At 61.2% G+C, this 17,326-nt stretch carries 19 protein-coding genes; 10 read left to right on the forward strand and 9 right to left on the reverse strand.

Features of this window, described 5'->3' with window-relative positions:
• Positions 1-57: 57 nt before the first annotated feature.
• Positions 58-1,515: an exodeoxyribonuclease VII large subunit gene (gene xseA, locus ACFELO_RS05785; RefSeq protein ID WP_440959597.1), complete on the forward strand. Its 1,458-nt coding sequence runs from the start codon at positions 58-60 to the stop codon at positions 1,513-1,515.
• Here the strand turns inward: xseA and ACFELO_RS05790 are convergent.
• From ACFELO_RS05790 to folB, 5 genes are all read right to left on the reverse strand, one after another.
• A complete protein-coding gene (locus ACFELO_RS05790) occupies positions 1,512-2,915 on the reverse strand; it encodes a protoglobin domain-containing protein (protein WP_440959598.1) in 1,404 nt (467 codons plus the stop codon). The genes xseA and ACFELO_RS05790 overlap by 4 nt on opposite strands.
• 107 nt (positions 2,916-3,022) lie before the next feature.
• On the reverse strand, positions 3,023-4,381 hold the full coding sequence (locus ACFELO_RS05795) for a protoglobin domain-containing protein (protein ID WP_440959599.1): 1,359 nt from the start codon (positions 4,379-4,381) through the stop codon (positions 3,023-3,025).
• Between the two features lie 102 nt (positions 4,382-4,483).
• Positions 4,484-5,065, reverse strand: coding sequence for a CDP-alcohol phosphatidyltransferase family protein (locus ACFELO_RS05800; protein WP_440959600.1), 582 nt, complete (start codon positions 5,063-5,065; stop codon positions 4,484-4,486).
• A complete protein-coding gene (uvrC, locus tag ACFELO_RS05805; protein WP_440959601.1) occupies positions 5,058-6,968 on the reverse strand; it encodes an excinuclease ABC subunit UvrC in 1,911 nt (636 codons plus the stop codon). Before uvrC ends, ACFELO_RS05800 begins: the two co-directional genes overlap by 8 nt.
• A 31-nt stretch (positions 6,969-6,999) precedes the next feature.
• On the reverse strand, positions 7,000-7,413 hold the full coding sequence (gene folB, locus ACFELO_RS05810) for a dihydroneopterin aldolase (RefSeq protein ID WP_440959602.1): 414 nt from the start codon (positions 7,411-7,413) through the stop codon (positions 7,000-7,002).
• Between the two features lie 95 nt (positions 7,414-7,508).
• On the opposite strand from folB, the gene ACFELO_RS05815 reads away from it, so the two are divergent.
• Entirely contained in the window at positions 7,509-8,270 is a 762-nt protein-coding gene (locus ACFELO_RS05815; RefSeq protein WP_440959603.1) for an SDR family oxidoreductase, read from the forward strand.
• A gap of 32 nt (positions 8,271-8,302) precedes the next feature.
• Positions 8,303-8,794 (forward strand): hypothetical protein, encoded by a 492-nt coding sequence (locus ACFELO_RS05820; protein WP_440959604.1) that lies wholly within the window; start codon positions 8,303-8,305, stop codon positions 8,792-8,794.
• Here the strand turns inward: ACFELO_RS05820 and ACFELO_RS05825 are convergent.
• Positions 8,791-9,165, reverse strand: a complete 375-nt coding sequence (locus ACFELO_RS05825) for a 6-pyruvoyl trahydropterin synthase family protein (protein ID WP_440959605.1) — start codon at positions 9,163-9,165, stop codon at positions 8,791-8,793. The genes ACFELO_RS05820 and ACFELO_RS05825 overlap by 4 nt on opposite strands.
• Before the next feature lie 104 nt (positions 9,166-9,269).
• On the opposite strand from ACFELO_RS05825, the gene ACFELO_RS05830 reads away from it, so the two are divergent.
• Positions 9,270-9,473 (forward strand): hypothetical protein, encoded by a 204-nt coding sequence (locus tag ACFELO_RS05830; RefSeq protein WP_440959606.1) that lies wholly within the window; start codon positions 9,270-9,272, stop codon positions 9,471-9,473.
• Between the two features lies 1 nt (position 9,474).
• Here the strand turns inward: ACFELO_RS05830 and ACFELO_RS05835 are convergent, their stop codons facing one another.
• On the reverse strand, positions 9,475-9,891 hold the full coding sequence (locus ACFELO_RS05835; RefSeq protein ID WP_440959607.1) for a VOC family protein: 417 nt from the start codon (positions 9,889-9,891) through the stop codon (positions 9,475-9,477).
• Positions 9,892-9,953: 62 nt separating this feature from the next.
• Here ACFELO_RS05835 and ACFELO_RS05840 point away from each other — a divergent pair, with 62 nt between their 5' ends.
• Entirely contained in the window at positions 9,954-11,270 is a 1,317-nt protein-coding gene (locus ACFELO_RS05840; protein WP_440959608.1) for a replication-associated recombination protein A, read from the forward strand.
• Here ACFELO_RS05840 and ACFELO_RS05845 read toward each other — a convergent pair.
• On the reverse strand, positions 11,267-11,875 hold the full coding sequence (locus ACFELO_RS05845; protein ID WP_440959609.1) for a DUF805 domain-containing protein: 609 nt from the start codon (positions 11,873-11,875) through the stop codon (positions 11,267-11,269). The two genes, ACFELO_RS05840 and ACFELO_RS05845, sit on opposite strands and share 4 nt — an antisense overlap.
• Positions 11,876-11,985: 110 nt before the next feature.
• Between ACFELO_RS05845 and crcB the strand changes: the two genes are divergently transcribed.
• The 5 genes from crcB to ACFELO_RS05870 all read left to right on the forward strand — a co-directional run bounded on the left by crcB (position 11,986) and on the right by ACFELO_RS05870 (position 16,394).
• Complete coding sequence (gene crcB, locus ACFELO_RS05850; RefSeq protein WP_440959610.1) at positions 11,986-12,372, forward strand: fluoride efflux transporter CrcB; 387 nt, start codon at positions 11,986-11,988, stop codon at positions 12,370-12,372.
• Entirely contained in the window at positions 12,369-13,346 is a 978-nt protein-coding gene (locus ACFELO_RS05855; RefSeq protein WP_440959611.1) for an RluA family pseudouridine synthase, read from the forward strand. The genes crcB and ACFELO_RS05855 overlap by 4 nt, the downstream gene beginning before the upstream one ends.
• On the forward strand, positions 13,343-14,032 hold the full coding sequence (locus tag ACFELO_RS05860) for an HAD-IA family hydrolase (protein ID WP_440959612.1): 690 nt from the start codon (positions 13,343-13,345) through the stop codon (positions 14,030-14,032). Before ACFELO_RS05855 ends, ACFELO_RS05860 begins: the two co-directional genes overlap by 4 nt.
• The gene (locus tag ACFELO_RS05865) at positions 14,029-14,769 is read left to right on the forward strand and encodes an ATP12 family chaperone protein (protein WP_440959613.1); all 741 of its coding nucleotides are present in this window, start codon (positions 14,029-14,031) and stop codon (positions 14,767-14,769) included. The genes ACFELO_RS05860 and ACFELO_RS05865 overlap by 4 nt, the downstream gene beginning before the upstream one ends.
• A gap of 92 nt (positions 14,770-14,861) precedes the next feature.
• The gene (locus ACFELO_RS05870; protein ID WP_440959614.1) at positions 14,862-16,394 is read left to right on the forward strand and encodes an acyl-CoA carboxylase subunit beta; all 1,533 of its coding nucleotides are present in this window, start codon (positions 14,862-14,864) and stop codon (positions 16,392-16,394) included.
• On the opposite strand, the gene ACFELO_RS05875 is transcribed toward ACFELO_RS05870, so the two are convergent.
• Positions 16,391-17,203: a putative phage abortive infection protein gene (locus ACFELO_RS05875; RefSeq protein WP_440959615.1), complete on the reverse strand. Its 813-nt coding sequence runs from the start codon at positions 17,201-17,203 to the stop codon at positions 16,391-16,393. The two genes, ACFELO_RS05870 and ACFELO_RS05875, sit on opposite strands and share 4 nt — an antisense overlap.
• Positions 17,204-17,326 lie beyond the last annotated feature (123 nt).

Raw genomic sequence — 17,326 nt, forward strand, 5'->3', positions numbered from 1 at the left:
CACGTCAACGGCGCCAGAGCGGTACACGTCGTCCGAATCCGCGGTTAGGGTGGGCGCATGACAGACGATGCCGCCTCCAATACGCCCGAATATACGGTTTCCGAGCTCTCCAACGCCCTCAAGCGAACGGTGGAGCAGGCCTATGACCATGTGCGCGTGCGCGGCGAACTGGGCCGTGTGACGGTCGCCAAGTCCGGCCATGTCTATCTCGACATGAAGGACGACAAGGCGGTCATTGACGGCGTGATGTGGAAGGGCGTCGCCACATTGCTCAACTTCCGGCCTGAAGAGGGGCTGGAGGTGATCGCGGAGGGGCGGCTGTCCACATTCCCCGGCCGCTCGAAATACCAGATGATCATCGAGCGCATGGAGCCGGCGGGTGAAGGCGCCCTGATGGCGCTTCTGGAAGCGCGCAAGAAGGCGCTGGCGGCGGAAGGCCTGTTCTCGCCCGACCGCAAGCGCGCTCTGCCCTTCCTGCCGCGCGTGATCGGCGTCGTGACTTCACCCACCGGCGCAGTGATCCGCGATATCCTGCATCGTCTCGAGGATCGTTTTCCGACCCATGTCCTGCTCTGGCCGGTGCTGGTGCAGGGCGACAAGGCGGCGGATCAGATCGCGCACGCCATTGAAGGCTTCAACGCCATTGAGCCGGGCGGGCCGGTGCCCGTCCCGGACGTTCTGATCGTGGCGCGGGGCGGTGGCTCGATAGAGGATTTGTGGTGCTTCAATGAGGAGCGGGTGGTGCGTGCTGCAGCGGCCTCGCGCATTCCCCTGATCTCGGCGGTCGGGCATGAAACCGACACCACACTGATCGATTACGCCTCGGACCGTCGCGCGCCGACGCCGACGGGCGCAGCCGAGATCGCCGTGCCGGTGCGTCGCGAGCTTGTGGAGCGCATCTCGACCAACTCCGCCCGCCTCATGAGCGCTCTGGTGCGAGGACTTGATCGCAAGGCGGCGGATCTGAAATCCGCCTCGCGCGGTTTGCCGACTCCCAAGGCCATGCTCAATGAGAACGGCCAGAAGCTCGACTTCATCGCCAGCCGGCTGAATGGCGCCGCTCTGGCGGGGCTGGAGCGCAAGCAGACCCGTTTGCAGGCTGCCGCGCTGCAGATGCGCCCCTCTGCGCTCAGACGGGATCTGGTGATCAAGGGCGAGCGTTTCACACAATCCGGCGCGCGACTGGATCAGGCCTTCCGCCGGGAAGTAAGCGATCAGTCGAGGTCCCTGGCGTCACTGGGCGCCCGACTTGAGGCCCTGTCGCACAAGTCGGTGCTCAAACGGGGGTTTGCGCTGGTGAAGGACCAGACCGGCGCGCTGGTCCGCCAGGGCGCTGCCTTGCAGGCGGGGCAGGTGGTCACGCTGGTGTTTGACGATGCAGCGCGGAACGCCGTCATTGAGGGCGCGGCTCCAACGTCATCGCCCTCTGCGCCTCCTGAAACTGCGCCTCGGCCCAAGCCTGCGCCCAAGCCGAAGAAGCGCCCGCCCAATCCGGATCAGGGCAGCCTGTTCTAGGCGGCGTTGAGCTTGCTGAGGAACACGGTCATGTCGTTCTGGAGCTGGCTTGCAAGCTGTCCGAGCGAATCCGAGGCCTGCACGACAGATTGCGCTGCGCTGCTGGTTTCTTCCGCGCCGCTTTGCACAAGCAGGATCTCTTCAGAGACAGAGCTGGCGCTGCGGGCCGTCTGATCGGTCGTCCGGCTGATCTCGGTGGTGGCGGAGCTTTGCTCTTCAACCGCGGTGGAAATGGTCACGCTGACGGTATTCACGCGCTCGATGGACGCGGTGACCGACTGTATGGCGCTGACGGCTTTCGCCACCACGCTCTGGATGTGAGAGATCTGCTGGGAGATCTGTTCGGTGGCTTTTGCGGTCTGGCTCGCCAGCGCCTTCACTTCACTGGCGACGACGGCGAACCCTCGCCCTGCCTCACCGGCTCGGGCGGCTTCTATCGTGGCGTTCAACGCCAGCAGATTGGTCTGATCTGCGACGGTCTCGATGAGGGAGATGATGTCGCCAATCGTATCGGCGGCCTCACTCAGCTGGACCATGGTCCGGCTGGTTTCCTCCGCTTCGGCATGAGCGCCGCTGGCGGTTTGTGAGGAGAGGGCGACGTTCTGCGCGATCATGCGAATGGCGCCATCAAGCTCGGCCGCAGACTGAGCCACCATCTGGGCGGTGACATTCGCTTCCTCGGCGGCGGCAGCGACGGTTTCCGAACGGGAGGAGGCCGTTTGCGCCGTGCCGGACATGGAGCGGGCGGTCTCGGACAGCTCCAGCGCGGCGCTGGACACGGTGTTCACGATGGTGGAGACAGAACGCTCAAAGTCCTCAGCAAGGCGTTGACGCTCCTTGCCGCGCCGTTTGCGCATATCGCCTTCAATCGTGCTCAGACAGAGATCCATGTCCAGGAAAGCGGCCTTGGTCAGCGCCTGGATATCCGTATCCAGCTGATCAAGGGCGCCGCGGCGCATCAGGCCAGCTTGTTTCAGTCTCAGTCTGCTCAGGGCGCGTAGAAGGCCGCTGACCACTTTCTGATACGCGGCGAAATACCAGCGTTGCTCCAGACCCAGGCGCGCATGCGTCATGCCGATCCGGGTGACCGAGGTGATGTAGTCTTCGCCAAACCGGCCGCTGCAGATTTCCATCCAGTGATCGAACTGTTTCTGCTGGGCGTGTTTGCGGATGGCGTCGTCGGGAAAGAAGGCGGCGGTTGCAGGCGTTGAAAGGACGTCCGCATAAAACTGGTCCAGAACGCCCGGCAGCGACTGCTCAATAACGGGCTTCAGCCGACGGATCGCGTCGCGGTCAGTTTCTGTAAAGTCCAGAAATTCAAGGCGGGAATTCAAATCGCACCGAATTTCGGCGCTCGCTTCGACGACATCAGCCGCGAAGGACCCAGACGCTACGCTCATAACAATAGTACCCGATGCAAGTTGCGCGCGAGAAAACCCTAAATATTATTACGAATCAATAATATAGAGGGTTTCCTTGCTCTGGCGCCCTACATAGGGGGTCCGGTTTAAGCGGCTCTTAATCGGTCCAGGAAATCAGTCACATCCTTGCGAAGCTTGGCGGCTTGTTTGCCCAGCTGGTCAGAAGAATTGACCAGACCCTTTGCCGAAGTCGCGGTGTTTTGCACACTACTGAGCACACCGGCGATGGTCTGGGACACCGAGCCTGAGCTTTGTGCTGTCTGTTCCGTGTTTCGACTGATTTCTGCTGTGGCGGCGTTCTGTTCTTCCACAGCCGCCGAGATCGAAGTGGAGACGCCATTCACACGCTCAACCGAGCGGGCGACATCTTCAATGGCTTCGACCGCACTTTTCACAACGGACTGTATGTTGTTGATCTGTTGTGAGATTTCATCCGTCGCCTTCGCCGTCTGACCGGCGAGCGATTTCACTTCGCTGGCTACGACTGCAAAGCCCTTGCCGGCATCGCCAGCCCGCGCGGCTTCGATGGTGGCGTTCAGGGCCAGCAGGTTGGTCTGCTCGGCCACCCCCTCGATCAGAGTAATGATCTCGCCGATTTTTTGGGCGGCTTCGTCCAGCGTGTTCATTGTCTCACGCGTCAGTTCAGCCTGGCGAGCAGCCTGGGAGGAGCCCGATGCGGCTTCACCGGCGCTGGCGGAAATTTCCTGGATCGCCTTGGTGAGTTCCGACGAGGCGCCGGCGACGCTTTGCGCCGTCGCTGTTGCTTCTTCAGCTGCTGCTGCAACAGTGGAAGCCTGCTGCGAGGAGGTCTCGGCATCGCGCGCCATGGTCCGGGCGCTCTCTGCGAGATCGGTCGAGGTCTGGGCCAGAGTGTCGGAAATTGCGCCGATCTGGCTTTCCATCTCGTTGGCGAGCTGGTCAAAGATCGCCAGACGTTCTTCATTCTGGCGTTCATAGATCACAGTCAGAACCAGCTCCATATCGAGCATGACGGCCTTGACCAGAACAGAGACCCGATAGCGAGCCGCTTCCGAGTGACGTCTCCAGTTGATAGGCGAGCCCTTTTTGCGCTGGTCGTTGAGCACAGCCTCTATGAGGCCCATCATCAGGAAGTTATAGGCGCCGAAATACCATTGGGGCTGAAGTTTCAGCCGCGCATGCGCATCACCAATGGCGGTGACCGAGCGCGTATACTCATCGTCGAACTTGGCGTCCGCGATCTTCATCCAGTGTTCAAGCTGCTTGTCGCGAGCGTGCTTTACGCCTGCCTCGCCTCCAAACATGCTGTAGACTTCAGGCCAGCCTTTCAAATGCTGATAAAAGCCATCCAGCGTGGCTGGAAACTCTCGGGCGATAACGGGTTTGAGTTCTCGAAGCAGTTCACGTTCCTGCTCCTTGATTTTCATGAAGGCGATGCGGGTCTGGTAATCAATCGAGAACGTCATTGGGAACCTGCGAAGGATTGTGAATCGCAGCGAAGTTGCGTGCGCGTTCACACTCAATCCAAGCTGGTTAACAGGACGCTTCCCTCATGCGGCGAACCGCGTTCAACGCACGAACGAGGTTTTCAGATACGGGAGTGCCGACCACACGGTCAGGACGGCCAGGAACCAAACCGCTCCGATCCAGTAGTGATACCAGAGCGCGGGATCTCTAAACCCGATCAGGATGATGACGAAGGGGGCCGCAGTAATCACCATCTGGAGCGCAGTCTTCAATTTGGCGGTCGCGGTCACCGTCAGGACGCCCTTTGAAGGGTGGATAAAGCGCAGGGTTGTAATGGCGATGTCCCGACCCAGAATCACAAGGACCGGCAGGACGAGATAGGCGTCAAAACCGCTGATCACGCAGTACGCGACCAGATAGCCGCCCACGAGGAACTTGTCTGCGATCGGGTCGAGCAGGGCGCCCAGTGCGCTCTCCGCATTCATGGTCCGCGCCAGCCAGCCATCGAGCCAGTCGGTGAGGGCCGCGATCACCAGAATGAGCCCCGCCAGAACACCGAGCCTTATCGCGTCTGATTCCAGCCCGGCTTGTGAACTTTGAACCAGCAGCCAGCCGCCAATGACGCCCGCAAGGGCGCGTCCGACGGTGAGGGCGTTGGGGATCTGTCGCAGCAGGCTATTCATGGAAGTGCTCATAGATCTTGCGGGCGAGGGCTTTGGACACGCCATCCACCGCTTCAAGGTCCGCCAGATTGGCGCGGGAGACGGCCTTGGCCGACCCGAAATGCTTCAGGAGCGCGCTCTTGCGCGTGGCGCCGACGCCGTCGATCTCATCGAGCGGGTTTTCCCGTATCTGACGGGCGCGCTTGGCGCGGTGACCGGTAATGGCGAAGCGGTGCGCCTCGTCGCGGATGCGCTGGAGGTAATACAGAACCGGATCGTTCATCGGCATGCGGATGGGCGGCTTGCCCGGCATGTAGAACACTTCGCGCCCTGCATCCCGGTCCGGGCCCTTGGCGACCGCGGCGACCGCCACATCATCCACACCCAGCTCCTCCATCACTTCCATGACCGAAGACAGCTGACCCTTGCCGCCGTCAATCAGGATCAGGTCCGGCACGGGTGCGCCGTCCTCGCGCTCTTTCTGCAGGCGGGTGAAGCGGCGCCGGATCATCGCCTGCATCATGGCGAAGTCGTCATTGGTGGCGGCGTCGTCGCCTTTCATGTTGAATCGGCGATAGCTTTGCTTGTCGAAGCCTTCAGGCCCGGCCACGATCATCGCGCCGAGCGCGTTCGTGCCCTGGATGTGAGAGTTGTCATAAACCTCGATGCGTTCGGGGCGCTCTTCGAGTTCAAAGATCCGCGCCACCCCATCCAGCAGCTGCGCCTGAGAGCGGCTTTCCGCCAGCGTCCGGCCCAGGGCTTCCTTGGCGTTGTGTTCAGCGGCTTCGACCAGCGCCTTCTTGGAGCCACGCTTGGGCGTCTTGATCTCGACCGGATGCCCGGCGCGCAGGCTTAGCGCTTCGGACAGTAGCTCGGCCTGCTGCGGATCAGAGCTTGTCAGGATCAGGCGCGGCGCCGGCTTGTCGTCATAGAACTGGGCGATGAAGGCGGACAGGATTTCATCGGGCGCCGCGTCCTGCTCATGCTTGGGATAGAGCGCGCGATTGCCCCAGTTCTGACCGGCGCGGAAGAAGAAGATCTGCACGCAGGTTTTTCCGCCCTCCTGATGCAGGGCGATGACATCGGCAGCCTCCACCCCGTCCGGATTGACGTCTTGCTGGCTGGTGACGGCGGCGATGGCGCGGATGCGGTCGCGCAGCTTGGCGGCGGTTTCAAAGTCGAGATTTTCCGACGCGGTCGTCATCTCTTCCTGAAGCCGCTGGCGCAACGTGTTGGATCGTCCCGAGAGGAAATCGGTCGCTTCGCGCACCAGCTCATCATAGTCGGACGGGCTGACAAGATCGACGCACGGCCCGGCGCAGCGCTTGATCTGATAGAGCATGCAGGGGCGGGTTCGGCCCTCATAAACGCTGTCGGTACAGGTTCTTATGCCGAAAGCCTTTTGCAGCGTGTTCAGCGTGTTGTTCACCGCGCTGGGGCTGGCGAAGGGGCCGAAATAATCGCCCTTGGCCTTGCGGGCGCCGCGGTGCTTGATCAGCTGCGGGCTCTCATGATCGCGGCGGATCAGGATGTAGGGAAAGCTCTTGTCGTCGCGCAACAGGATGTTGAAGCGCGGCTTGAGCCGCTTGATCAGGTTCGCTTCCAGTAGCAGCGCTTCGGTCTCGGTGCGGGTGAGCACGAACTCCATCGACCGCGTCAGCGAGATCATCAGGGCGATGCGGTTGGTGTGCCCGCCGGACTTGGCGTAGTTCGAGACCCGGTTCTTGAGCTTGCGCGCCTTGCCCACATAGAGGACTTCGCCATCCTCGCCATACATGCGGTAGACGCCCGGGCCCTGGGACAGGTTCTTCACATAGTCGGCGATGATCTCCGGCCCGGTGCGATACTCCTTCGCCGCCGGCCTGGGACCAGCGTCAGAGGATTTGTCGAGCGGGGGCGCGTCGGGGCGGTTGGCTTTGACCATGGGCCTAAGATAGGCGCGAATATGTGAGTCGTCAGCGCCAGCGGCTGAGGCTGACGCCCACGCTTTCGGCATCCTCGAGCGCAGTCAGCTTGTCGAGCGTCAGATCAAGGCGTTTCACGCGCGGATCGGCAAACAAGGTGTCGGCGATTTTCTGGGCGAGGTCTTCCAGCAAATCATGGTGGGCGGAGCCTACGATCTGACGCACGGTCTCGGCCATGGCGGCGTAGTTCACGGCCTCCCCAAGGGCGCCATTGGGATGTGTGGCTTCGGGCGCGACTTCCGCGGTCAGGCTAATTTCCAGCGGCTGCTTGCGGCCGCGCTCTGAATCATAGACGCCCACTTCCGCGTCGAGGCGCAGGCGATTGACGCGCACGCTGACCTGTTCGCCCGCAAAATCAGGGCGCGGCGTTGCGGCGTTGTGTGCAGCCAGGGCGTCGAGTTTCATAAAGCGGCCTCTACATCCAGTCTCTGAGAGGGGTATAAGCCGGAATGGCCCGCTGCCAAACCGCTCAGGGCCGATAGAGTGCAGATAGGATTATCATGGGCGATCTTGTGACCGCAAAACCCGCAGCGCTTGTGACCGGCGGCGCCAAGCGACTGGGCCGCGCCTTCATCGAGGCGCTGGCGGCGGACGGCCATGATGTGATCATCCATTACAACAGCTCAGCCGACGAAGCCGAGGCGCTGGCGCGCGAGCTCAAGGGCGTGCGCGCCATTGCGCTGGGCGCGGACCTGTCACAGCCGGAAGAGACGGCAGGCCTGATCGCCCGCGCGGCCGACGCGCTGGGGCCGGTGGGGGTTTTGGTCAATTCCGCGTCCATCTTTGAACAGGACCAGCTTGCTGATCTGGGTGCTGAGAGCTTTCACCGTCACATGACGGCGAACACGCTGGCGCCGGCGCTTCTGACCAAGGCCTTGGCCGGGCAGGGGCTGGAACGCGCCTGTGTGGTCAATGTGCTCGACTACAAGCTCTTCAATCTCAACGCCGATTACTTTTCCTACACGCTCAGCAAAGCGGCGCTCAAAACCATGACGGAGATGCTGGCGAAGTCACTCGCCCCGAACGTGCGGGTCAACGCCATCGCGCCGGGCCTGACCATGCCGAGCGCGCATCATTCGGACGAGGATTTCGAGCGCGTGCATGACGACACGCCGCTCCAGCAGGGCTCGACACCGGAGGATCTGGTGGCGGCGCTGCGCTTCTTCGTCAATACGCCGTCCGTGTCCGGTCAGGTCTTGTGCGTGGATGGCGGCCAGCATTTCGACCCCAGGCTCAGTCGGGACGTGTTTGAGGCGCTTTGATGCATTCTGAGAATGAGGGTGACCAGCCAGACTTGAAACTGACCTTTCGAATAGCGCTCACATATATGGCGAGCGTGACAGGCGCTTGTTTAATAAGCTATTTTCTACCCGAGATTTTTCGCACTGAAATCAAAAGATACGCCATTGTGGCTGTGATCGTGTTTGGGGCGATGGCTACCTACAGGTTGCGTCGCGCCCAATCCATCATCCCCGAGGTCCTCAATTGGGGGGTGATCTCAGGGATGTTCGTTGGATTTATCTATGGTGCGGTCATCCAAATATCGGGGGGGAGCATTTTGCATTATGCTCAACATTTGCCCCAAGAGCCCGATGCGCAGGTGGTTGTTTGGGCGGTCCTTGGTGGCGTGACCTTGATTATGTATCTGGTGCCGATGGCGCTGGGTGGAGCTGCAGGCTTTCTCGCCAGCTCGGCTGCGCTTTTCGCGTGGCGGGGCTTTGATAGACGCACCGTGCTGGTCTGCGCGATCGTAATTCCAGCCTTTATGGGGTGCGTTTTGCTCTAACCCCGACGCACCACGGCCTTTTCGCCCCAGCTTGGGCGGCGGATCTCGACGGCGACGAGGCCCGGCAGGGTCTTCTCGAGGCGTTCGAATACCCAGAAGGCGATGGCTTCGAGCGAGGGGTGCTCCAGACCTTCCACATCATTGAGGAGGCGGTGGTCGAGCTGGTCCTTGATCTTGTTGATCTCGGATTCCATTTCCCAGAAATCCTTGACCATGCCGCTTTCAGCCGCACGCGGGCCGGTGATCGTCACCGTGCCGGCGAAGGAATGCCCGTGCATCCGCGAAAACGGATGATCGGCGTCCTTGTGCTCGAAATGGTGCGCGGCGTCGAAGGTGAAGTCCTTCGAGATTTCCAGGTGAAGATCGGTCATGGTCAGGGTTTCATGCTCAAGCAAGGCGCGCCATATACAGGCAAAGCGCACAAAAGAGAACCGTTCCCGGCTGTTTGTCGCAGTCCGGGCCAGAGAGAGACGATATGAGTGAAACGCCCGCCCGCCCGTCCGTGTCCAAAATCACCCTCTTGCTCTGGGCCTTGCCGGTTCTTGTTGGCGTGGGCGTGCTCGGCCTGACTTATGCGCTCCACTGGGAGCCCTGGTTCGGCTTCGCCAGCATCATTGCGGGCGCGCTTCTAACCGTCATGTTGGTCGGCAACCACTTCCATGTGGGTCCGGACGCCTAGCTCAGGCCTGAGACTTCATCGTCACCAGAGACCAGACATGGCCATACGGGTCGCGCACCTTGCCGTGACGGCCGAAGAATTCATCAGTCAGCGCACGCACTGACGTGCATCCGGCGTCAATGGCGCGGGCGTACCAGGCGTCGGCGTCATCCACCTGCAGGCTGATCGTGAAGGTCGTGCGGTCGCCCAGCGTCGGCGGCGCCACATTGCCGATCATGGCTTCGTGCTCGGGGAACTCGTCCGCCAAATAGATCGCCCCGCCATTGATGCGCAGGCTGGCATGACCCAGCTTGCCTTCAAACTCATAGCGCTCGGCTTCTTCGGCGCCGAAGGCCCGTTCATAGAAGGCGATGGCCTCGATGCCATTGCGCACGCTCAGATAGGGCACGACCGGGCTGGGTTTCGGCGTTTCACTCATCTCGACACTCCACTGGTGTGAACATTTGCGAACACGGGCCAGCTTAGCCCATAGTCCGCGCCATGAGCGATCTGTTTTCTTCCGCCGGTCTTGAGACCGAAGCGCCGCGCCCGCTGGCTGACCGTTTGCGTCCGCAAACCCTCGATGAGGTCGTGGGACAGGACCATGTGCTGGGCCCGACCGGGCCGCTGGGGCGCATGCTGGCGCAGGGGCGTCTGTCCTCCCTGATCCTGTGGGGGCCGCCGGGGGTGGGCAAAACCACGATTGCGCGCCTTCTGGCCGAGAAGGCGGGGCTTGAGTTTGACGCCATTTCGGCGGTGTTCTCCGGCGTCGCCGATCTCAAGAAGGCGTTTGATCGCGCTCGCGCCCGGCGTCAGGCGGGACGGGGCACGCTGTTGTTCGTGGACGAGATCCACCGCTTCAACCGCGCCCAGCAGGATGGCTTTTTGCCCGTGGCCGAGGAGGGGATCATCACCCTTGTGGGCGCCACCACGGAAAACCCCAGTTTCGAGCTGAATGCCGCGCTTCTGTCGCGCTGTCAGGTGATGGTGCTCAAACGGCTCGACGCCGAAGCGCTGGAAAAGCTGCTCAAGCGCGCCGAGGCCGAGGAGGGGACGACGTTGCCCCTGACTGAAGAGGCGCGCGAAGGCCTGATCGCCATGGCCGATGGCGATGGCCGATACATGCTCAACCTTGCTGAAGAGCTGATCGCGCTGGAGCCCGAGGCGCCGCTCGACCTCAAGGACCTGTCGTCAGTCTTGCAAAAGCGCGCCCCGGTCTACGACAAGGACCGGGAGGAGCATTACAACCTCATCTCGGCGCTGCATAAGTCCGTGCGCGGCTCGGACCCGGACGCGGCACTCTACTGGCTGGCGCGCATGTTGAGCGCGGGCGAGGACCCGCTCTATCTGGCGCGGCGGATCGTGCGCATGGCGAATGAGGAGATTGGCCTCGCGGACCCCGGCGCCGTGCATGCGGCGCTCGCGGCCAAGGATGTCTATGAGTTTCTGGGCAGTCCCGAGGGGGATCTGGCGCTGGCGCAGGCCGTGGTCCATATCGCTTGCGCGCCCAAATCAAACGCTGTCTACACCGCCTGGAAATCCGCCCTGCGCACCGCCAAGGGCACCGGCTCGCTAATGCCGCCCGCCCATATCCTCAACGCCCCCACCAAGCTCATGAAAGAGGTGGGCTATGGCAAGGGCTATGAGTACGACCATGACGTGGAAGGCGGCGTCTCGGGCCAGAACTATTTCCCCACGGAAATGGGCAAGCCGCCGACCTTCTACGACCCCAAACCCCAAGGCCGCGAAGCTGCGCTGCTGGAACGGCTGGAACGGTTTCGGGCGGTCAGGGCGGAGCGGGCGAGGCGGGGGGATTAGGCGCTGGCGTCCATATCATCCGGCAGCTGCAAGGGCTCCGGCGCTGGCCCATAGCGGTTGGGGCCGGACTGGCCTTTTGCAGTAACGAGATAGGCGCCTAGAAGGTGATGCCAGACAGCATAGCTGAAGGCTGAAAGAGCGCCATTCACAAGCGGGCCCAGACCCGCCATCGCATCAAGGCAGACATAGACCCCGACCGGCAATACCTGAGGCAGGTACGCCCAAAGCCCTGAGCGCCCCAGATCATGCAAGCGACGCATTCGCCAGAAAATGGTTTCGAGCCAGAGAAGGTTCGCGATGAGCACCATCGCGGCGAGACAAGCGAGTAGGAGCGCGATGAATGTTGCTGCTGACAGATCAAGCAGGACGCTTGCACTCACCAAGATGCAAATGCTCACGAAAGCGCAGAGCAGCAAAATGAGCTGGGACTGACCTCTGGCGCGCCAATAGCGTTCTCTGAGATCGAAAAGGGCGGGATTGCTGGCGAGCCAGATATGAAGCCAGCGTTGCTCAGGTTTAGCCGCACGGCCCTGGGGGCTGTTTGAGAGCCTGAGAGTGTCCAGGACTTCAGGTCCCAAGGCCTTGAGCTGGTGATAGATCAGCACGCGATTTCTCCCTCGGCGCGAAGTCTCGCCCGCTTTTCTCACCCTCGCAAGCCATCCCCACCGCCTGATCCCCTTGCGCCTTCGCGCTCACGCGCCTAACCCTCTCGGCCATGCAACATGTGCTTCTCATAGCGCTGGGCGGCGCGCTGGGCGCGGTGTCGCGGCACTTCGTCAATCAGGCGGGCTTAAGGCTCATCGGGCCGGAATGGCCGTACGGCACGTTCACGGTGAATGTGCTGGGCTGTCTGATGATGGGGCTGCTGGTGGGCTGGCTGGCGGTCGCAGGTCGTCCGGACGCCACCGAGCTGCGCTATGCGCTGGGCGTCGGGTTTCTGGGCGCGTTCACGACGATGAGCGCCTTTTCCCTGGATGTGCTGGTGATGGTGGAGCGCAAGACTTATGTGATGGCCGCGATCTATGCGGGCGGCACGCTGACGGCCTCTCTGGCTGCGGTGTTCGTCGGGCTGATCCTGGCGCGAAAGGTGTTTGCCGCATGAGCGGAGTTCAGACGATTGAAGTCACCCGCGATGAAGACGAGATGCGCGTCGATCGCTGGTTCAAGAAGCGGTTTCCTCATGTCAGCCATGGCATGATCGAGAAATTGCTGCGCACGGGGCAGATCCGTGTGGATGGCGGCCGGGCCAAGGGCAATCAGCGCCTCAATGCCGGCCAGTCCGTGCGCGTGCCGCCCATGCCGGACGCCGGCGAGCCGCGCGAGCAGGGCTCGATCACCCGTCAGGATGCGCAGTTCGCGCGCTCGCTGGTGATCTATGAAGACAAGCAGATGATTGCGCTCAACAAGCCGCCGGGTCTGGCGGTGCAGGGCGGCTCCAAGGTGACGATGCACCTTGATCATCTGCTGCAGGCGTTCGGCAAGGGCGATCAGAAGCCCAAGCTGGTGCACCGGCTCGATAAGGACACCTCCGGCGTTCTGGTGGTCGCCAAGACGGCGCAAAGCGCCAAGCGCCTGTCGCGCCTGTTCCAGACCCGCGATGTGAAGAAGACCTATTGGGCGATCTGCCTGGGCCTGCCTGTACCGCGGGCGGGCGAGATCAAGGGCTTCATGAAGAAGGCCATGGAAGGCGATCGCGAGCTGATGGTCGGCGCCCGTCATGGCGAGGAGGGCGCCCAGCACGCGCTGACCCGTTATGCGGTGGCCGATAATGCCGGTGCGCGGGCGAGCTGGGTCGTGCTGCGGCCCGAGACCGGGCGCACCCACCAGCTGCGCGTGCACATGCAGGCCATGGGGCATTCCATCTATGGCGACGGCAAGTACACCTGCGACTATCCCGATCCCGAGGGGCTGTCGCGCAAGCTGCACCTGCATGCGCGCAAGATCGAGATCCCGCGCGAAGGCCAGAAGCCGCTGGTGATCGAGGCGGACCTGCCCAAGCACATGGCCGACAGCTTTGACGCGCTGGGCTTTAATCCCAACGACAATCTGATGCTGGTCGAGGAGGCGCTCGAATGAGCGAACTCAAGCTCGCCGTCTTTGATATTGACGGCACGCTGGTCGATAGCCGCGAGGTGATCCACCGCGCCATGAGCCGCGCCTTTGAGCGCGCCGGTCTGGGCGAGATCGCCTATGACAAGGTGCGCATGATTGTCGGGCTGGAGCTGGGCGAAGCCGTCGCCCAGCTGGCGCCGGCCGACTATCCCGCCGATCGGGTGCCCGAGCTGGCCAATTTCTACAAGCAGGCCTTTGTGGAGATGCGCGCCCAGGACGGGTTCTCCGAACCGCTTTATGCGGGCGCGAAAGAGACCGTGGAGCGCCTCGCCGATGAGGGCTGGCTTCTGGGCGTGGCGACCGGCAAGGCGCGGCGCGGGCTCGACATCGTGTTCGAGCACCATGACCTGCACAAATACTTCCAGACGCTTCAGACCGTGGATGGCGGGGCGGGCAAACCCGATCCGCGCATGGTGCTGGACGCAATGAAGGAAACCGGAGTGGACGCCCATCGCACGGTGGTGATTGGCGACACCAGCTGGGACATGCGCATGGCGCGCGCGGCGAAGACCCATGCGCTGGGCGTCAGCTGGGGCTTTCATACGCCTGATGAGATCGCCGAGGGCGGCGCCCATTCCATCCATGATGAATTTGACTGTCTGAATGCGGCGCTCGACGCCTTTGGGGAAAACGGAGCCAGCGCGGCATGAGCATGTCCAAGGCGAAAGCCGAGAACCGGGAACTGCCCAAGCGTTTCTATAAAGAGGTGAGCCTTCAGCCCGGCGAGGGCGGCTGGTCCGTGCTGCTGGATGGCCGTCCGGTGAAAACCCCGGCCAAGCGCGCCCTGCAAGTGCCCTCTGAAACGCTGGCCAAAGCCCTGGCGGCGGAATGGGCGGCGCAGGAAACGGTCATTGATCCGTTCACCATGCCCATCACGCGCATCCTGCATGTGGCGCTCGACCGGATCGCGGATGTCCGCGAAGGCGCAGCAGAGGAGGTGGCGAATTTCGGACGCACCGATCTTCTGAGCCACCGCGCCGATGAAAGCCAGCTGGCCGCCCGTCAGGCCGAGCTGTGGGACCCGTATCTCGACTGGGCGAAGACCGCGCTTGACGCGCCGCTCAATGCCGCAGCGACCGTGCTGGCGCTGGAACAGCCTGAAAGCTCCATCGCGGCGCTCAAGGCCCGTGCACTGGCGCAGGATGATCTGCGCCTGACGGCGCTGGTCAGCGTGACACCCATCCTCGGCTCGGCGATCCTCGCCTTTGCGCTGCTGGAAGGCGAGGCGGACGCCGAAGCCGTCTGGCAGGCTGCGCGCGTGGATGACGACTATCAGACCGAGCGCTGGGGCGAGGATTCTGAAGCCGCGCTCGCCGCCGCCAACCGCAAGCGTGACCTCATTGCGTGCGAGACCGTGATGCGGTCTCTGGATGAGGCGGGGCTCTAGAGGCGCCATATTCGCCAAACCTCTGATTTGCGCCCATCGCCGAACCGGTGCTAGCAAGCTCATAACGAACAAATATCTTGGGAGTGTGGCTGATGAAAGCCGTCCTGGAACAGCTCGACGCGAAACGTGAAGCGGCCCGCATGGGCGGGGGCGAAGCCCGCATCAAGGCTCAGCATGAAAAGGGCAAGCTGAGCGCGCGCGAGCGTCTGGACGTGCTGCTGGACGCAGGCAGCTTCGAAGAGATCGACATGTTCGTCGAGCACGACTGCACCGAGTTCGGCATGGCCGACAAGAAAATCCCCGGCGACGGGGTGGTGACGGGGTCCGGCACGATCAATGGCCGCTTGGTCTATGTCTTCGCCAAGGATTTCACCGTGTTCGGCGGTTCACTGTCCGCCGCCCATGCCCGCAAGATCTGCAAGGTGCAGGACGCGGCGCTGAAAAACGGCGCACCCATCATCGGCCTGTTTGACGCCGGAGGCGCCCGCATCCAGGAAGGCGTGGACGCGCTGGGCGGCTATGCCGAGATTTTCCAGCGCAATACGCTGGCCTCGGGCGTGATCCCGCAAATCTCCGTCATCATGGGCCCGTGCGCGGGCGGCGACGTCTATTCGCCCGCCATCACCGACTTCATCTTCATGGTGAAGGACACTTCCTACATGTATGTGACGGGCCCGGACGTGGTCAAAACCGTCACCAATGAGGTCGTCACCCATGAAGAGCTGGGCGGCGCATCCGTCCACGCCAAGAAATCCGGCGTCGCCGAGGGCGCATTCGAGAACGATATCGAAGCGCTGGTCCAGGTCCGCCGTCTGATCGACTTCCTGCCGGCGTCCAACCGCGAAAAGCCGCCGGTGCGTGAGGTGTTTGACGCCCCGGATCGCGCCGAGCCGAGTCTGGATACGCTGGTGCCGCCGAACCCGAACAAGCCCTATGACATCAAGGAATTGATCGAGAAAGTGGCCGATGAGGGCGATTTCTATGAAATCGCACCCGATTACGCCACCAATATCGTGGTGGGCTTTGGCCGGATGGAAGGCCAGACCGTGGGCTTTGTGGCCAACCAGCCGCTGTCGCTGGCGGGCGTGCTCGACATTGACGCCTCCAAGAAAGCCGCGCGGTTCGTGCGCTTCTGCGATGCCTTTGAAATCCCGCTGATCACCTTTGTGGACGTGCCGGGCTTCCTGCCGGGCACCAAGCAGGAATATGGCGGGCTGATCAAGCATGGCGCGAAACTGCTGTTTGCCTATGCCGAAGCCACCGTGCCCAAGCTGACCGTCATCACCCGCAAGGCCTATGGCGGCGCCTATGACGTGATGGCGTCCAAGCATTTGCGCGGTGATGTGAACTATGCCTGGCCGAGCGCTGAAATCGCGGTGATGGGCGCCAAGGGCGCGGCGGAAATCATCCACCGCAAGGATCTCGATAATCCTGAGAAAATGGCCGAGCACGTCAAGGAATACGAAGATCGCTTCGCCAACCCGTTCGTGGCGGCCTCACGCGGCTTCCTGGATGACGTGATCCAGCCCCACAACACCCGCTTTCGCCTGATCAAATCCCTGCGCACCCTGCGCAACAAGGAACTCACCAATCCCTGGAAGAAACACGACAATATTCCACTTTAGGGGCTTCTGGGTTTGAGTATTTTGTCAGAATTGTTGCCAAATGCAGAAGCTGAATATTCCTGTAGTGTTGTATAGCGGAATTTTGCCGCAGTGGTTTCTGGTAAGTTTTCTAGAAGTCCCCAATCTTCGATAAGGGGCTTCATTCTTTCGGATCCATGTATGGAGAGGCCATTCAAGGCCATTAATGCCAATTCTGGCTCGCTAAGCCTTGATTGAAATAGTCTTATTTCTAGTCTATATTTTTCTTTGGTTTGTTGATCTGTTTCGTTTTTATATTTTGTGTCTAGAAATTTAAAATAGTGAAAAACAACTCTAAGGTAATGATCTAGTCCATTAGATATTTTATCTCTCGCTTTCTCGTACATATCAACTTCATAGTATAATTTGCCGGAAGAATTTAAGCTTAACTCATTGTTGAATCGTATTGCCTCGAGCCCGATCTTTATTATTGGCCCGTTCCCTGCGGGCTTCATGACGTTAATATTTGTCAGTGTTTGTATATACGTTTCTTTGTGTGAGTTAATATTTCTCTCGAAATTTTGCTCGCGCATTTCCCTTTGAAGGGCGTTGAACTCAAAGTTTTGAACGAAAATTCCGTACAACACTGCAAAGAATGTCAATGCTAGGAAACCTGTTCCGATGGATCCAGCGATGAGTCCTCCAAACGCAGCATAGTCGTCAATATTTATCGAGAGCGGAAGCCCAAAGCTTATAGTTAAGTATATTGCGAGTGGGGCGCATAGCGCTAAGAAAAATACAACTGCAGATAATGCAAATGGGGCTCGATAGGATTTTGGATTGCTGTTCACGATGGACTGCTTGCTCAGGGGGGGGGGCTGATAGAGGCATTTACCATATCAAAGTGCAATCTTTCCGGGAAGCGTTTAATGCGTATGAGTTGTTTTCTTTAATCGTGATCAAGGCGATTTATC

It is taken from the genome of Oceanicaulis sp. LC35 (assembly GCF_052055585.1).
Taxonomy (GTDB): domain Bacteria; phylum Pseudomonadota; class Alphaproteobacteria; order Caulobacterales; family Maricaulaceae; genus Oceanicaulis.

Coding starts and splice junctions, on each gene's coding strand:
- xseA (WP_440959597.1), top strand. CDS start 58: ATGACAGACGATGCCGCCTCCAATACGCCCGAATATACGGTTTCCGAG.
- ACFELO_RS05790 (WP_440959598.1), bottom strand. CDS start 2,915: ATGAGCGTAGCGTCTGGGTCCTTCGCGGCTGATGTCGTCGAAGCGAGC.
- ACFELO_RS05795 (WP_440959599.1), bottom strand. CDS start 4,381: ATGACGTTCTCGATTGATTACCAGACCCGCATCGCCTTCATGAAAATC.
- ACFELO_RS05800 (WP_440959600.1), bottom strand. CDS start 5,065: ATGAATAGCCTGCTGCGACAGATCCCCAACGCCCTCACCGTCGGACGC.
- uvrC (WP_440959601.1), bottom strand. CDS start 6,968: ATGGTCAAAGCCAACCGCCCCGACGCGCCCCCGCTCGACAAATCCTCT.
- folB (WP_440959602.1), bottom strand. CDS start 7,413: ATGAAACTCGACGCCCTGGCTGCACACAACGCCGCAACGCCGCGCCCT.
- ACFELO_RS05815 (WP_440959603.1), top strand. CDS start 7,509: ATGGGCGATCTTGTGACCGCAAAACCCGCAGCGCTTGTGACCGGCGGC.
- ACFELO_RS05825 (WP_440959605.1), bottom strand. CDS start 9,165: ATGACCGATCTTCACCTGGAAATCTCGAAGGACTTCACCTTCGACGCC.
- ACFELO_RS05830 (WP_440959606.1), top strand. CDS start 9,270: ATGAGTGAAACGCCCGCCCGCCCGTCCGTGTCCAAAATCACCCTCTTG.
- ACFELO_RS05835 (WP_440959607.1), bottom strand. CDS start 9,891: ATGAGTGAAACGCCGAAACCCAGCCCGGTCGTGCCCTATCTGAGCGTG.
- ACFELO_RS05840 (WP_440959608.1), top strand. CDS start 9,954: ATGAGCGATCTGTTTTCTTCCGCCGGTCTTGAGACCGAAGCGCCGCGC.
- crcB (WP_440959610.1), top strand. CDS start 11,986: ATGCAACATGTGCTTCTCATAGCGCTGGGCGGCGCGCTGGGCGCGGTG.
- ACFELO_RS05855 (WP_440959611.1), top strand. CDS start 12,369: ATGAGCGGAGTTCAGACGATTGAAGTCACCCGCGATGAAGACGAGATG.
- ACFELO_RS05860 (WP_440959612.1), top strand. CDS start 13,343: ATGAGCGAACTCAAGCTCGCCGTCTTTGATATTGACGGCACGCTGGTC.
- ACFELO_RS05865 (WP_440959613.1), top strand. CDS start 14,029: ATGAGCATGTCCAAGGCGAAAGCCGAGAACCGGGAACTGCCCAAGCGT.
- ACFELO_RS05870 (WP_440959614.1), top strand. CDS start 14,862: ATGAAAGCCGTCCTGGAACAGCTCGACGCGAAACGTGAAGCGGCCCGC.